This is a genomic window from Cutibacterium sp. LaCa_286, from assembly GCF_057198075.1.
Window position 1 is genome coordinate 1,611,568 of record NZ_CP191091.1, and the last position, 14,221, is coordinate 1,625,788.

General features: G+C 66.0%; 12 protein-coding genes and 1 riboswitch. Of the genes, 7 read left to right on the forward strand and 5 right to left on the reverse strand.

Features of this window, described 5'->3' with window-relative positions; genetic code table 11:
• Window positions 1-9: 9 nt before the first annotated feature.
• From tsaB to ACP8JZ_RS06945, 3 genes are read right to left on the reverse strand one after another with little or no spacing between them, the layout of a single operon-like run.
• Window positions 10-720 (reverse strand): tRNA (adenosine(37)-N6)-threonylcarbamoyltransferase complex dimerization subunit type 1 TsaB, encoded by a 711-nt coding sequence (gene tsaB / locus ACP8JZ_RS06935; RefSeq protein WP_306517496.1) that lies wholly within the window; start codon window positions 718-720, stop codon window positions 10-12.
• Window positions 717-1,907: a tRNA (adenosine(37)-N6)-threonylcarbamoyltransferase complex ATPase subunit type 1 TsaE gene (gene tsaE / locus ACP8JZ_RS06940; RefSeq protein WP_484482312.1), complete on the reverse strand. Its 1,191-nt coding sequence runs from the start codon at window positions 1,905-1,907 to the stop codon at window positions 717-719. Before tsaE ends, tsaB begins: the two co-directional genes overlap by 4 nt.
• A 53-nt stretch (window positions 1,908-1,960) precedes the next feature.
• On the reverse strand, window positions 1,961-3,442 hold the full coding sequence (locus ACP8JZ_RS06945; RefSeq protein ID WP_036903239.1) for a DEAD/DEAH box helicase: 1,482 nt from the start codon (window positions 3,440-3,442) through the stop codon (window positions 1,961-1,963).
• Window positions 3,443-4,663: 1,221 nt separating this feature from the next.
• On the opposite strand from ACP8JZ_RS06945, the gene ACP8JZ_RS06950 reads away from it, so the two are divergent.
• Window positions 4,664-5,863 carry a glycosyltransferase family 4 protein gene (locus ACP8JZ_RS06950; RefSeq protein ID WP_484482313.1) on the forward strand — a complete coding sequence of 400 codons (1,200 nt, stop codon included), beginning with the start codon at window positions 4,664-4,666 and terminating at the stop codon, window positions 5,861-5,863.
• A 120-nt stretch (window positions 5,864-5,983) separates the two neighbouring features.
• On the opposite strand, the gene ACP8JZ_RS06955 is transcribed toward ACP8JZ_RS06950, so the two are convergent.
• On the reverse strand, window positions 5,984-7,510 hold the full coding sequence (locus ACP8JZ_RS06955; RefSeq protein WP_484482314.1) for a bifunctional ADP-dependent NAD(P)H-hydrate dehydratase/NAD(P)H-hydrate epimerase: 1,527 nt from the start codon (window positions 7,508-7,510) through the stop codon (window positions 5,984-5,986).
• On the reverse strand, window positions 7,507-7,860 hold the full coding sequence (locus ACP8JZ_RS06960) for a holo-ACP synthase (protein ID WP_484482315.1): 354 nt from the start codon (window positions 7,858-7,860) through the stop codon (window positions 7,507-7,509). The genes ACP8JZ_RS06955 and ACP8JZ_RS06960 overlap by 4 nt, the downstream gene beginning before the upstream one ends.
• Window positions 7,861-8,057: 197 nt before the next feature.
• Window positions 8,058-8,199: riboswitch (cobalamin riboswitch) on the forward strand.
• Between the two features lie 40 nt (window positions 8,200-8,239).
• Here ACP8JZ_RS06960 and ACP8JZ_RS06965 point away from each other — a divergent pair.
• The 6 genes from ACP8JZ_RS06965 to ACP8JZ_RS06990 all read left to right on the forward strand — a co-directional run bounded on the left by ACP8JZ_RS06965 (window position 8,240) and on the right by ACP8JZ_RS06990 (window position 14,039).
• Complete coding sequence (locus ACP8JZ_RS06965) at window positions 8,240-9,292, forward strand: ABC transporter substrate-binding protein (protein ID WP_484482316.1); 1,053 nt, start codon at window positions 8,240-8,242, stop codon at window positions 9,290-9,292.
• 2 nt (window positions 9,293-9,294) lie between these two features.
• On the forward strand, window positions 9,295-10,308 hold the full coding sequence (locus ACP8JZ_RS06970; RefSeq protein ID WP_306517502.1) for a FecCD family ABC transporter permease: 1,014 nt from the start codon (window positions 9,295-9,297) through the stop codon (window positions 10,306-10,308).
• An 18-nt stretch (window positions 10,309-10,326) separates the two neighbouring features.
• A complete protein-coding gene (locus ACP8JZ_RS06975; RefSeq protein ID WP_484482317.1) occupies window positions 10,327-11,112 on the forward strand; it encodes an ABC transporter ATP-binding protein in 786 nt (261 codons plus the stop codon).
• A gap of 35 nt (window positions 11,113-11,147) precedes the next feature.
• Window positions 11,148-12,164 carry an ABC transporter substrate-binding protein gene (locus ACP8JZ_RS06980; protein ID WP_484482318.1) on the forward strand — a complete coding sequence of 339 codons (1,017 nt, stop codon included), beginning with the start codon at window positions 11,148-11,150 and terminating at the stop codon, window positions 12,162-12,164.
• Window positions 12,165-12,197: 33 nt separating this feature from the next.
• Window positions 12,198-13,211, forward strand: a complete 1,014-nt coding sequence (locus ACP8JZ_RS06985) for an ABC transporter substrate-binding protein (protein ID WP_306517505.1) — start codon at window positions 12,198-12,200, stop codon at window positions 13,209-13,211.
• 69 nt (window positions 13,212-13,280) lie between these two features.
• The gene (locus ACP8JZ_RS06990; protein WP_484482319.1) at window positions 13,281-14,039 is read left to right on the forward strand and encodes a class I SAM-dependent methyltransferase; all 759 of its coding nucleotides are present in this window, start codon (window positions 13,281-13,283) and stop codon (window positions 14,037-14,039) included.
• Window positions 14,040-14,221 lie beyond the last annotated feature (182 nt).

A 14,221-nucleotide genomic window follows, 5' to 3' on the forward strand; every position in this document is an offset into this window, starting at 1 on the left:
TCGGCACGGTCAGCCCACCTGACGTGGCAGACGGATCCGTGCCGTGGTGAGGGTCGCCTTGCGAGTGGTGGGCACGGTGGCGTCCGGGTCACGCAGGTAGAGCGGCTCCAGACCGACGTCGGGCAGGCTCGTCCAGTGTGCTGCAAGGGCGCCGGCATCCAGCTGCTTGGGTGCTCCCGGAGCAGACGTGAGTCCGCGGGCCGCACAGCCCGGCCCACCGACGGGGAGGTCCTGCGGCAGGGTGTCGGGGGCACTGACGTGGGGGCCGTCGAGACGTTGCCCGGCGGCGTCGTAGCGCGCCCAGTACAGCTCGTGACGGCGGGCGTCGGTACACACGATGAATTGCCCGCCCGGTGCGTCTGCACCGATGGCCCACTGGGTGGCGAGCACGTCCAGGGAACAGACCGGGCGCGGTTCCAGACCGGCCAGGTGGGCCAGGACTCGTCCGGTGACCACTCCGACGCGCAGGCCGGTGTAGGGGCCGGGGCCCACTCCCACGGCGACCTCGTTCAGCTCGGAAAGGGTGATCCCCTGCTGCCGACAGAGGTCCTCGATGAGCGGCATGAGCTGCTCGGCATGGGCCCGGGGATCATCGACGCGCAGGGTGGCGAGCACCTCGCCGCCGCGGGCCAGACCGACGCACACCGCGGTCGAGGTGTCGACGCCCAGGGTGAGGCCGGATGGGACCAGTGTGGATCGAGGAGTGGAAGTGGTCGTCATTGCAGCTCCTTGCTCATGTCTGCGTCCTCGCTCGTGTCCGCGGCGTCGTCAGGGGTGAGCACGCTGAGGAATCCCAGATCGACGCCTTGCCAACGTGGTCCCACCGGGGTGAGGTAGACGATTCGGGTGTCATCCTCGGGATCGGCAGTACGGTCGATCTGGACGCCCAGGTATGAACTCGCCAGTTCCTCGGCGATACCGGCACCCCATTCCACCACGGTGACCGAGGAGTCCATCGTCTCGTCGAGATCGAGGTCGACGAGCTCGGCAAGGGATCCCAGACGGTAGGCATCGACGTGGATGAGCCCGGGGCGCCCGCCGACCCCGTCATGTCGACGTACCAGCACGAAGGTGGGCGAGATGACGGGCTCGCTCACGTGAAGCCCCTGACCGATCCCCTGGGTGAAGGTGGTCTTCCCAGCACCAAGTTCCCCGGAGGCGACGATGACGTCACCGTCGGTGAGTTCGGATGCCAGGACCTCGCCCAAGGTGTGCATGGCCTCGGTGGTGGGCACCACCACTCGCACCGGCAGGGTGCACACCAGATCGGGGCCATCGGCGTGGTAGCCGTGCTGACTGAGCGCAGCACGCATCATCGATCTGGTCGACGGGTGGCTCGCCCAGCCACGCACCCGCAGTTGTGCAGAGCCGAGATCGGTGGCCAGCTGCTCAGCCCCGGCGAGCAGTGCCAGCGCGATCGGTTCATGATCGTTGCCGGGAGCGACGATCACCGAGCGCACCTCTGCTCCCGCATGGCTGGAGTGAGGACGGTCGTCGTCCCAGCATTCGGGGGCACCGTCCGGGGTCGTGTGTTGGCCGTCCTGCGGGGTTTTCTCGGACTCAGCGTCCTCCTGCGACCCCGCGCTGCGGTTCGCACCATGCTGCGGCGCCAGGGCCTCATCAGACGATGGAGTGGGCACAGCCCCGGAATTGACCAGCTGCAGCACGCCGACGACACGGTGCCCCCGGCCTGCAGCGGTCGGGGCATCCGTCTCGGCGACGAGACACAGGTCGCGCTCGATCCACTCGGAGAAGGCGGAGAACATCCGCTCACCCGAGCGTTGTGCGGTGCGTGTCTGGCGCAGCTGCCCGCTCAACGCATCCGACAGTGACTGAGCCTCACCCGGTTGCGCCAGACGCACGCTGATGTCTGCCAGGTCGAGGGTTCGCGAATCTGTACTGTCCACGAGAGGCCATCCTAGAACGTTGTGTTCACCGAGATGTGAGACGGTGCACGGACTCACCAGGTGTCGTTACCGGCTCGGCCATACCTGGCCTCATGGTCCCGGCGGGCCTGCTCCCGGTCCTTGCGCGGCCTGCGCTGAACGTGACTGTCGTCACGGCCACCACGTCGATCGGATCCGTGCCAGTCGGAATGGTGCCGGTTGCCGCCGCGACGATCGTTGTGGTGATGCCTCCCATGACCGTTGCGTCGACCACCACCCCTGCCCTTGCGCCGCTGCGGTTTGGGAGCGACGATCGCGTCGTACTCCTCCTGGGCGATCGGGGCGTCCAGAGCCGGAGTGCAGTGGGCGACCTGTGCAACGTGTTCGTCGCCCAGGCGCACCTGGGCCTCCTCGGGATGCACTCCGGCAGACCGGTAGATACGTGCCATGGTGCGCCGCTGGTGCGGCAGGATGAGGCTGATGACGGCGCCGTCCTGACCAGCGCGAGCGGTACGGCCGGCCCGGTGCAGGTAGTCCTTGGAGTTCATCGGTGGATCGACCTGCAGCACGAGGGTGACGTCATCGACGTCAATACCGCGCGCGGCCACGTCGGTGGCGACGAGCACCGGCAGGGAGCCTTCCTTGAAGGCGGCGAGCACTCGGGCCCGAGCCCCTTGGGTGAGTCCACCGTGCAGGGCACCAGCCATGACGCCAGCCTCACGCAGCTGTTCGGCCATTCGGGAGGCACCACGTTGGGTGCGTGCGAAAACGATGGTGTGGCCGGCGCGATGTGAGATCTCGGCCATGAGTGAGACCTTCTCGTGCGGTTTGACCTGGAAGGCATGGTGGGTCATGGTCGCCACCGAGCCTCGTTCGGGGTCGATCTCGTGGGTGACGGGATCGTTCATGTAGGTGCGCACCAGTTTGTTGACGGCGCCGTCCAGGGTTGCCGAGAAGAGCAGCTTCTGCCCCTGCCCCACGGCGTCGAGAATGGCTCCGACAGCCTGCATGAAGCCCAGGTCGGCCATGTGATCGGCCTCGTCGAGAACGGTCATCTGCACCCCGGACAGATCGGCGTCACCGGTCTCCAGCAGGTCGACCAGGCGCCCCGGGGTGGCCACGACGATGTCCACGCCCTTCTTGAACGCCTTGGTCTGCGGGCCATAGCCCATGCCGCCAGCGACGAGGATCGTCGACAGGTGCATGGCCGAGGCCAACGGAGAGATGACGTCGGCGATCTGCATGGCGAGCTCGCGGGTGGGCGAGAGGACGAGGGCACGCGGTCGACGGTCCGCACGCTGCTCGGCGGACAGCCGGGTGAGCACCGGAACGCTGAAGGCCAGCGTCTTGCCCGAACCGGTGGAGGCGCGCCCCAGCACGTCCTTGCCGCTGATGGCATCGGGGATGGCAGCGATCTGGATGCGGAACGGCTCGTCGATGCCGGTGGCCGCCAGGGCTGCGACGATGGGGTCGGGCACACCGAGGGTGGAGAATCCCCCCTCGTGGTTCACCGTCGAGGTGTCGAGCTCACCAAGATCGGTGGCCTTCCACTCCATGGTGTCGGCGTCGGAGCCATCGGCATGCCAGTCGTCCCGGTCACGCCGACCTGACCTGGAGTCGTGGGAGCCCCGACCACCGCCGTTGTGACGATCCCAGCGATCACGGTTGCGATCATGCTCCCGACGCTCATGGCCGCGACGCTCGTTGCGAGGCTCGGCATCGTCTTGGTGCCAGTCGCCACGCTCGTCCCAGTCATGCCGAGCGTTGCTCCGCTCGTTGCCGTGCCCGGCACGGTGGTCGTCGCGCCAGTCGTCCCGGCGGCTGGACCCGCGCCGATCGCCACGACGCCAGTCCTTGCCGTACCTGTCACGACCACGGGCATCCCGGTCACGGCGCTCTGCCTCGAAGCCGTGCGATGCACGATCGCGTGCATCGTACTGGTCGTTCCAGTCACGCCGATCCGTCCGGTCGCGACGGTCCTCCCGGCGGTAGGTGTGTCGAGTGTTGCCGCGGTACCCACCGGAGCCGTGACCGTACCCGCCCCGGCTGCCGCCATGACGGTTGTCACCACGTGACCGGCCTCCTCGGGAACGCTCGTCCCGGTGCCAGTCGTCTCGATACTGCTTGCCCTGGCGTTGGTCGTCGTGGCGTCGACCACCATCGACCTCGGCAGCCGGGTCCCAGGCCTGGAATGACCGGCCCTTGGGATCGGTGTGGGCTGCGCGTCCAGAGTTGTGGTGGGTGCCATGTCGTGCTGCGCCGCCTCGGTTGCGTGGCTTGTGTCCTCGAGCAGCACGCTCGGCGGCCGTCCACCTCCTCTTGGGGGTGCCGTCCGCCTTGTACGACTTGGCCTTACGGTGTGGCTTGTTGTTGGGCATGGGAATCCTCTGGTGACGAACGACTGCGCACAGCTGCGGCCGCGCGAGGGCGCGGGAAGGGTACGTGAATCGTCCTGGATGAATGCGGTCTCGATGGCGGGCGTGTAGCTGCAAGGGTCTGACACCGTCAGACGCGCATGTCACCGCATGGGAGCAGCGACACGATCGGAACCGGCCGGGCAGACTCGTGTTCGAGTCGGAATCACCTGGACGGATGGGCGCATCGAGCAACTCAACGCATCATGGGCCCACATGGGCCGAACCAACACGCCAACGATACCTGTTTGGCCCAACAACAACCAAACGACACCATCGGCGGCTGGTCACCGTCAGAAAATGTCACCGTTTGGACAACTGCACAATGCGGAATCGTCACCGCGAGCAGTTACCATCGAGGGTGTGCGAGTTGCGATTGTTGCGGAGTCGTTCCTGCCACAGGTGAACGGCGTCACGAACTCGGTCCTGCGTATCCTGGAGCATCTGCGCGCCCACGGACATGAGGGTCTGGTCATCGCCCCGGGCGACTCCGAGACCCCCCACGAGTACCAGGGGCATCGGGTGGTCTCGCTGGCCTCCTTGGCCTTCCCCGGCTACTCCGACGTACGTGTCTCGGCCTCCCCGCAGTGGTCCATCGAGCGCACCCTTGCCGAGTTCGACCCTGATGTCGTCCATCTGGCTGCGCCGTTCGTCATCGGCTACAAGGGTGCTCTGGCTGCTGCCTCGCTCGGCATACCGTCCGTCGCCATCTACCAGACGGACGTCCCCTCTTACGCCGGGCGGTACGGCCTGGGCAAGTTGGAACCCTACGGCTGGTACCGGGTACGTCAGATCCACTCCCTGTCAGTGGCCACCTACGCCCCCTCCACCTATTCACGCGACCAGCTCGTCTCGCACGGAGTGCCGCGGGTGGGCATCTGGGGCCGTGGCGTCGACAAGCAACGATTCCATCCGTCGAAGCGTTCGGAGGAGCTGCGTGCCCAGTGGGCCCCGAACGGCGAGGTGATCGTCGGGTACATGGGGCGCCTGGCCGCCGAGAAGCGGGTGCAGGACATGGCCGTGCTGGCCGACATCCCCGGGGTGAAGCTCGTCATCGTCGGACACGGCCCCGATCGTGACCAGCTCGAGAAACAGATTCCGGGTGCCATCTTCACCGGGGGCCTGGGCGGTGAGGACCTGCCGCGCGCGGTGGCATCGATGGACGTCTTCTGCTCCACCGGCGAGCTGGAGACCTTCTGCCAGGCGGTCCAGGAGGCCAAGGCCTGTGGAGTTCCGGTGATCAGTCCGCGCCGCGGCGGCCCGATCGACCTCATTGATCCCTCACGCACCGGCTGGCTCTACGAGCCGGGCAACATGGACGAGTTCCGCAGCTACGTCGTCGACCTCGTCGGTGACGGTTACAAGCGCAGGGCCATGGGAACGGCGGCTCGCGCCTCCATCGAGGACCGCACTTGGGGGCATCTGTGTGCCGAACTCGTCGGGCACTACGAGGAGGCCATCCGGATCGGATCGGTCGCAGCTCCAGCCCGTCATCGTCTGTTGGCTGCGGCCACTCACCATCCCCGTCGGAACGATCACTCCATCAGTCTGCTGCACCGCTGAGTCGCCGATTCCGCCACGTCAGCTGGCCGAGGCGCCAAGCCCCTGCCCATTCACGAAAAAGCTGGGCCCCGTTGATCTCCGGTGACGCTCACGGCCCGGTGCCCCACCCCACTCACGGACTCACGGAAAGCTGGGCCGCCGGAATGCTCCGATGATCTCGGGAAAGAACCCGGCGAGTTGATCTGGCGACCACGGACCGGGATGGCGGCATGCGGTGAGCGCCTGCAGACTTGCCCCCAACAGGCCAGCCCAGCCAGCCGACACGCCAGCGGCGAGCAGTGTTCCACACACACCAGCCAGCACATCGCCCGAGCCGGCCTGCCCGGTCCACGCCGGCCCCGGCAGCGCTGCGGCACAACCGGCCTGCCCGGCAGGCATCTGGCCCGCCCCCGGGTGGTCGGCCACGTCGAGAATCTCGGACGGCGTGGACTCCACCACATGCTCGTTCGGATCAGCCACCCACTGAATCGCCCCCTTGAGCAGGACGGTGGCGCCGAATCGTCGCGCCGCCTCCGCGGCCGACTCGCGCGGGTTCTCACGCACCTCGTCGCGGTCGACACCGAGCATGCGCGCCAGCTCACCGGCATGTGGGGTGAGCAGGCAGCCGTCCGGGAGCTCAGCGGGCAGCAGGGACAGGGCGTCGGCGTCGATGACCATCGGTACGCCGTCAGCACAGCGTTGCTGGAGACGGCGTCCATTCGCAGCTGGGTCGTCCTGCCCCCAGCCGGAGCCGACCACCCAGGCCTGCACCCGGCCGTCGGCAAGAACGACCGACGGCATGGCAGCGAGCACCAGGTCCGCCGGACGTCGTGGTCCGACGTAGCGAACCATGCCGGCTCCCGTGCGCAGCGCCCCCAGCGTACCCAGCACCGCTGCTCCCGGGTACTGGGAGGACCCAGTGTCCATCCCGACGACACCGCGGGAGTACTTGTCGTCTCCCGGGCCCGGGACCGGCCAGAGCCGGGCGAGATCGTCCTCGTCGACCACACTCGTCCAACCGTCAGCACACTTCGGGACGCCATCACTGCCACCGGGCTCGACGCCGATGTCGACCACGTCGACCCGTCCGCACCGCTCAGCGGCGGGTGGGGCAACATGGCACCACTTGCGTACCGCGAAGGTCACGGTGACATCGGCTCGCAGCGCGGTCGTGACCGCCCCGGAATTGGCGTCCAGACCAGAGGGCAGATCGACGGCGAGCCAGCTCACCGAGGAAAGCTGCTCCCCCAGCCCAGCAAGATCGTCCGGGATGCCGGGGCGACCACCAATCCCCAGGACGGCGTCGATGACGAGATCCGGTGACACCTGGCCGGCCTGCTCCATCGTCACCACCTCACACTCTGCCTGCAGGGCGGCCTGCCAGCCAGCAGCATGTGGGGTGCCCAACACCGGACAGATCCATACGTGGCATCCCTCATCGGCGAGTTCGGCGGCGGCCAGTAGACCGTCTCCCCCGTTGTTGCCACCTCCCACGAGCACCAGTACCGAACCGCCTCGCACCCCGCACCCCAGATCGGCGAGCATGCTTCGTGCCTGCACGGCGACCTGCCCTGCAGCCACAGCCATGAGATCGGTACCGGGATGCGCATCGAAAAGCTTCTGTTCGGCAGCGCGCATCGCGGCCGCCGTGCACACGTACTGAGTCATTGCACCTCACAGATGACGAATGCCACGGCGAGTGCCCCGTCGTGGCTCAGGGACAGGTGAATGTCGGTGACACCGCGCTCCTGCACCGTCCTGGCAGATCCTCCGGTGAGATGCAGACGCGGCTTGCCGGACTGCTCGGTGACAACCTCCACTTCGTGCCAACGCAAACCGTCCGGCCCACCGAGCGCTTTGGCAAGGGCTTCCTTGGCGGCGAACCTGGCCGCCTGGGAGCGCTTCGACAGACTGCCCTCGGCAGGGGTGAGCACCTTCTGCACCAACCCCGGGTGGCGGACCAGCGCGTCCTCCCACCGTTGCAGGTCGCAGACGTCCACGCCGATGCCGACAATCATGTGGCCAGCCTAGCCGCCCGAGACCAGGCTGCTTCGGCGGGCTCGTGCTGACGTCATGACGAGTCTCGCCCCACCCCCACTGGCACGCAGCCTCAGCTTCCGTCTCGAGGCAAGGAAGGCACTGAGGAGACCCGAGAGCTGTTCAGCCATGCGTGGAATTCCGCCCCCGATCTCGTTATGCTGAGCCCAAAACCATACGGGAACTCCGGTGCGAGTCCGGGGCTGTTCCCGCAACTGTGACCAGCGAGCCACTTCTCCTCGTCGCCGACGAGACACGTCACGGCCTTTTCCGGGGCTGGAAGGCAGAGAACGCGCAACGACCTGGGAGCCAGGACACCGTGTGGCTACCCTCCGGTCACCAGGTGCGAGGAGACACCACATGCACATCACTCGTGATGCCCATTTCCGTCATGGGCACAGCACACCATTGCTCGCGACGACCGCCGTCGGACTCGTCGGCGCCATGCTGCTCACCGGCTGCGGTTCCCACGGCGAGGACTCATCCGGGGCCGGCAGCCCGTCAGCCACGGCATCCGCCTCGGCATTCTCCTCACCGGTGAAGGTGAAAAGCTGTGACGAGACCCTCACCTTCGACACGCCGCCCAAGCGAGTCATCCTCATGGGAGACACCGACGCATCGATCCTGGTGAAGCTGGGCGTCATGGACTCGATCATCGGTCGAGCCGGGGACGTCATGGCCGACGGCTATGATGCCGACACCCTGAAGAAGATCACGGACGTGCCCACGATCACCTCCTCCGAGCTGGACACCGGCGGCGCCAAGCTCGCCACCGAGACGATCCTCGACCAGCGTGCCGACCTCGTCATCGGCTACGACGAAGGTCTGGACCGTGCCGCTCTGCGCAAGGCTGGGGTCAAGGTGTACGCCCCCGACACGTTCTGCCCGCACGGCACCGGAACCGATCACGCGAGTTTCGACCTCGTCACCAAGGAGGTCAGCACAATCGGCGACATCTTCGGCGTCCCCGACAAGGCCAGGACCCTCAACGACGAACTCACCGGGCAGGTGAAGGACCTCACGTCCCAGGCCAGCAAGGACTCACAGCACAGCGCCGCCGCTCTGTGGGTGGAACCCGGCAACAGCGGGTTCTACACCTACGGCACCTCGAGCATGGTGCAGCCGATCCTCGAGGCCAACGGCCTGCGCAACGTCTACGACGGCGAGAGGAAACGCGTCTTCGACACGACGATGGAGGACGTCCTCAAACGGAACCCGGAGTGGATCGTCCTGCTCGCCCAGGAGGGCGACATCGCCAAGACCAAACCAGCATTCCTCAAGTACAAGGGCGCTTCGCAGCTGCAGGCCGTGAGGAAGAACCAAGTCGTCGTCATCCCATTCTCGCTGACGGATCCGCCCACCCCACAGTCCATCAAGGGAGCCGTGGAACTGAACAAGCTCCTCAAGAAGTGATCATGCGGCACACACGCATCAGGACCATCCTGCTCGTCGTGCTGCTCGTCCTCACCCCGGTGGGAAGCATCGCCTTCGGCGCGGCCTCGGTGCCCTGGAACCAGGTCATCGGCGTGCTGGCCGACCATCTGGGGTTGCACCCGCAGGTGACCTGGGACGGCATCACCGACGCCATCGTCTGGCAGAACCGTATGCCTCGCATCATCGCCGGGATCGGCGTGGGGGCTGCACTCGGAGTGGCCGGGGTCGCCCTGCAGGCGATCGTGCGCAACCCGCTGGCCGAACCCTACGTGCTGGGAGTGAGCTCGGGGGCGTCGACGGGCGCTGCGGCGGCGATGGTCCTCATCGGCATGTCGAGCCCACTGGGGGTGGCCAGCCTGGCCTTCGTCGGTGCCCTGGTGGCCACCACCCTGGTGCTGGGAGTGGGCGGTCGACGCGGCAGCTCAGCCCTCACCCTGGTGCTGGCCGGTATCGCGGTCGGGTTCATCTTCCAGGCCGTGACGAATCTCATCATCTTCTCCGCGGACTCCCCGGAGACGGCACGCTCGGTGATGTTCTGGATGCTGGGGTCCCTGGCCAAGGTGAGTTGGACCCAGAGCATCTGGCTGGTGGGCATTGCTGCGGTGCTCATGGCGCTGTTGTGGTTGTGCGCCCCCTGGCTCGATGCCCTGGCCAGCGGTGATCAGACCTCGATGGCGGTGGGGATCAACCCCCAGGTGATTCGGCTCGTCATCCTCGTTCCGGTCTCGGCAGCCGTGGGGGCGGTGGTGTCGATGGCTGGTGGGATTGGCTTCGTCGGCCTCATCATCCCGCACCTCATGCGCTCCTTCACCGGGTACGGGCACCGAACCCTCGTCATCTCGTCGGGGCTGGCCGGCGCCATCTTCCTGGTGTGGGCCGACACGGTGTCCCGGACGATGTTCGCCCCCTCCGAACTACCCATCGGCATCATCACCGGACTGCTGGGAGCGCCGTTCCTCCTGGTGCTCGTCAACCGGATGAATCCGGCGCGGTGAGGGTGAGGAGGAGTCACCATGATTGACGTACATTCCCTGGTGATCCGCCGTGGCAATCGGGTGGTGGTCGACGAGGTGGATCTGTCCGCCGGAGACGGCAGCACCATCGGTGTCGTCGGACCCAATGGGGCAGGCAAGTCCACCCTCGTCCAGGCCATGTATCGTGCCCTACCGGCTGCCAGTGGCGAGGTGCTCATCGACAGCTCGGACGTCACCAGCCTCTCCAGGCGGGCCATTGCCCGAGCAGTGGCCGTCGTCTCCCAGGAACGTGACGAGGGTCTGCCGCTCACGGTACGCGACGCCGTGGGGTTGGGACGGCTCTCGCACCGCTCCTTGGCTGGTTACGGGGACGCCGAGGATCGCAGCATGGTGGACGCAGCGCTGGCTCGCGTCGACATAACGTACCTGGCCGATCGGCTCATCACCCAGTTGTCCGGCGGTGAACGGCAGCGTGCGCTCATCGCTCGGGCCATCGCCCAGGACGCCGACCATCTGCTGCTCGACGAGCCCACCAACCACCTCGACATCCGGCACCAGTTCGACCTGCTCGCCCTGGTGGCGACCATTCCGGCGACGACGGTCATCGTCCTGCACGATCTCAATCTGGCTGCCCGATGCTGCGACGAGCTCATCCTGCTCGATCACGGTCGTCTGGTGGCATCCGGCCCCGCCCAGCAGGTGCTCGACCCCGAGCTCATCTCACAGGTCTACGGGGTGCAGGTGCACCGCATCGACCATGCCGGGCAGCCCCGGCTCCTCTTCGATCCCCTTGACAGCACAGCAGCTGACCATTCGAGACGCTGAACCACCACGGCGTCGACCGCCCCACAGGAGGCACCATGAAAACCCACCCACTCGTTGCCGGCCTCACCCTCGCCCTCGCGAGCACACTGTGCCTCACCGGCTGTTCCACGTCGGCACACGAGGACGATGCCCAGTCGAGTTCGACGGCCACCACGGCACAACCGTCCGCCTATCCGGCAACAGTGATGAGCTGCACCGAGAAGCTCACCTTCACCGAGGCACCGAAAAGGGTCCTCATTCTCGGTGACACCAATGCACCCACATTGTCCATGCTCGACCTGCTGGACAAGGTGACTATGCGCACCGGAAAGATCGACACCACCGGTTACGACGTCAACACCGCAACCAAACTCATGTCCCTGCCCGAGATGAAGAGTGGTACCACAACTTTGGGTGGAGGGGCGAGCGTCGCCACCGAGAGCATCCTGGACGCCCACATCGACCTCGTCATCGGCTACGACCGAGGAGTCGACCGCAAGGCCCTGGCCAAGGCAGGGGTCAAGGTCTATGCACCAGACGCCTACTGCTATGACAAGAAACCAGTCGACCATGCTGATTTCAGCCTGGTGACTCAGGAGGTGACGAAGACAGCTGCCATCTTCGGAGTACCGAAGCGAGCCATTACCCTGAACAAAGCCCTGAAGAAGCAGGCCGCTGATTTGCCGAAACATGCCCGCGGCAAAGGTGCCAGCGCTGCCGCTCTGTGGCTGTCATCCGACGGATCGAGCATGTATTCCTACGGACGCTCGAGCATGGTCCAAGCCATCTTCGATGTCAACGGCCTGAAGAACGCCTACGCAGACAACCGTACCCGAGTGTTCGACATCAGCATGGAGGACCTCCTCAAACGCAACCCGGACTGGATACTGCTGCTGAACAACGCGTACAACACCGACGACATCACCAAGACCTTCACACGTGCCAAAGGCGCCTCGCAGCTCAAGGCAGTGCAGAACGGTCACGTCATCACCATGCCCTACTCCCTCACCGACTCGGCCTCCCCCATGTCGATCCAGGGAGCCCAGGAAGTCGCCAAACTCATCAACAAGTGAGCTGTCACCCCTCACGAACAGGAGAGAACACCCATGAAGCTCCATCCACTCATTGCCGGTCTCACCCTCGCCTTGGCAAGCAGCATGTGCCTCACCGGCTGCGGCACGTCACACCAGGAGAAGTCCGGGGCAGGCCCGTCATCCGCGACGGCATCCGCGAGCTCCGGTTATCCAGCAACGGTGATGAGCTGTGCGGAGAAGCTCACCTTCACCGAGGCACCGAAAAGGGTCCTCCTCCTCGAAGACACCGACGCCCCCACCTTGTCCATGCTCGACCTGCTGGACAAGGTCTCGGCACGGGCCGGAAAGATCGACACCTCCGGCTACGACGTCAACACCGCCACCAAGCTCAAGGCCATACCCCAGATGAAGGGCACCAGCCTTGCCACCGGAGGTGTGAGCGTCTCCACCGAGAGCATCCTGGACGCCCACATCGACCTCGTCATCGGCTACGACCTCGGAGTCGACCGCAAGGCCTTGGCCAAGGCCGGGGTGAAGCTCTACTCCCCCGACGCCAACTGCGATGACCAGACTCCGGTGAACCATGCCGATTTTGGCCTGGTGACCAAGGAGGTGACGAAGGTGGGCGCCATCTTCGGAGTACCGGAGCGAGCCGCCACCTTGAACAAGGCTCTGAAGAAGCAGACGGCAGACCTGCCAAAGCATGCCGCCGGCAAGGGTGTCAGCGCCGCCGCCCTGTGGCTGTCCGACGATGGCTCCAGTATGTACGCCTACGGGCGCTCGAGCATGTCCCAAGCCGCCTTCGATGTCAACGGCCTGAAGAACGCCTACGCGGACAACCGCACCCGGGTGTTCGACATCAGCATGGAGGACCTCCTCAAACGCAACCCGGACTGGATCCTGCTGCTGAGCGGATCCAGCAATGCCGACACGATCAAGACGACGTTCGAGCATGCCAAGGGGGCCTCGCAGCTCAAGGCGGTGAAGAAGGGGCATGTCATCACCATGCCCTACTCCCTCACCGATCCAGCGTCTCCGCTGTCGATCGAGGGGGCCAAGGAGCTGGCCAAACTCATCGCGTCATGACGCAGCCACACCTCTCACGAACCGCAGGCCCCGTGACCACACGGAAACGTTGACAGGACAGGAGTGCCCATGGTGAACACCGACCGCATTGCCGACATGTGGACCGATGCATCCGACGACTACGACCGCATCGTCTCTCGCGAGCTACACAACTCCAGGGACGTCGATCACTGGCGTCACGAGCTCGACACGCGTCTGGGGGACGAGCCACGCGACGTCCTCGACGTCGGCTGCGGCCCCGGATTCTTCTCGATCATGCTCAGTCGTCTGGGCCATCGCGTCACCTCCTTGGACGCATCGGAGGGGATGCTGCGGGCTGCACGGCGCAATCTCACCTGGTACGGGATCGAGCCCCACGTGCGGCATGGCGACGTCGTCACCTTGGACGGCGTGGCGGATTCCTCGGTGGACGCCGTGGTCTCCCGTGACGTCGTGTGGACCCTCCACGATCCGGCGGCCGCGTATCGACGCTGGTTCCAGGTGTTGCGCCCCGGCGGCCTGGTCCTCGTCTACGACGGCAACTACCGCACTGATCGCACCGGGGTGAGGCACTCGATCTGGCAGGCGCTGTCCAACGGTCTCATCATGCTCACCGAGGGGCGACGCAGTGGTCACGCCCGTGACGACGGCTCCGACCCGACCGCGAACCTGCCCTCGAGACACCGGGAGCGCCCAGCCACCGACGTCCCCCTGCTGAGAGAGGCAGGCTTCATGGGCGTCACCACCGAACCGGATCGGTACCGCATGAGTCGGCGCCATCTCGGGTACTGGAAGTATGCCCATCAGGGAGAGAAATTCATCATCGAGGCGCACAAGCCATCACAGTGATGTCTCTCCCCCAGCCCGGTACGGGCGGAAGTGAGGCCCCTTCTGCGCCCCATGGAGACATGCACAAGGATCGTTTGACGCGGGTGGGTTTCGGAGCTTCTTCTGCACCTCGACATGGGACGGGTGTCCCCGTCCGTATGGGGACCGACCGCAACTGGGACCCAGCAGGGTTCGAGGACGGG

Coding starts and splice junctions, on each gene's coding strand:
- tsaB (WP_306517496.1), bottom strand. CDS start 720: ATGACGACCACTTCCACTCCTCGATCCACACTGGTCCCATCCGGCCTC.
- ACP8JZ_RS06945 (WP_036903239.1), bottom strand. CDS start 3,442: ATGGAGTGGAAGGCCACCGATCTTGGTGAGCTCGACACCTCGACGGTG.
- ACP8JZ_RS06955 (WP_484482314.1), bottom strand. CDS start 7,510: ATGACTCAGTACGTGTGCACGGCGGCCGCGATGCGCGCTGCCGAACAG.
- ACP8JZ_RS06960 (WP_484482315.1), bottom strand. CDS start 7,860: ATGATTGTCGGCATCGGCGTGGACGTCTGCGACCTGCAACGGTGGGAG.
- ACP8JZ_RS06965 (WP_484482316.1), top strand. CDS start 8,240: ATGCACATCACTCGTGATGCCCATTTCCGTCATGGGCACAGCACACCA.
- ACP8JZ_RS06970 (WP_306517502.1), top strand. CDS start 9,295: ATGCGGCACACACGCATCAGGACCATCCTGCTCGTCGTGCTGCTCGTC.
- ACP8JZ_RS06975 (WP_484482317.1), top strand. CDS start 10,327: ATGATTGACGTACATTCCCTGGTGATCCGCCGTGGCAATCGGGTGGTG.
- ACP8JZ_RS06980 (WP_484482318.1), top strand. CDS start 11,148: ATGAAAACCCACCCACTCGTTGCCGGCCTCACCCTCGCCCTCGCGAGC.
- ACP8JZ_RS06985 (WP_306517505.1), top strand. CDS start 12,198: ATGAAGCTCCATCCACTCATTGCCGGTCTCACCCTCGCCTTGGCAAGC.
- ACP8JZ_RS06990 (WP_484482319.1), top strand. CDS start 13,281: ATGGTGAACACCGACCGCATTGCCGACATGTGGACCGATGCATCCGAC.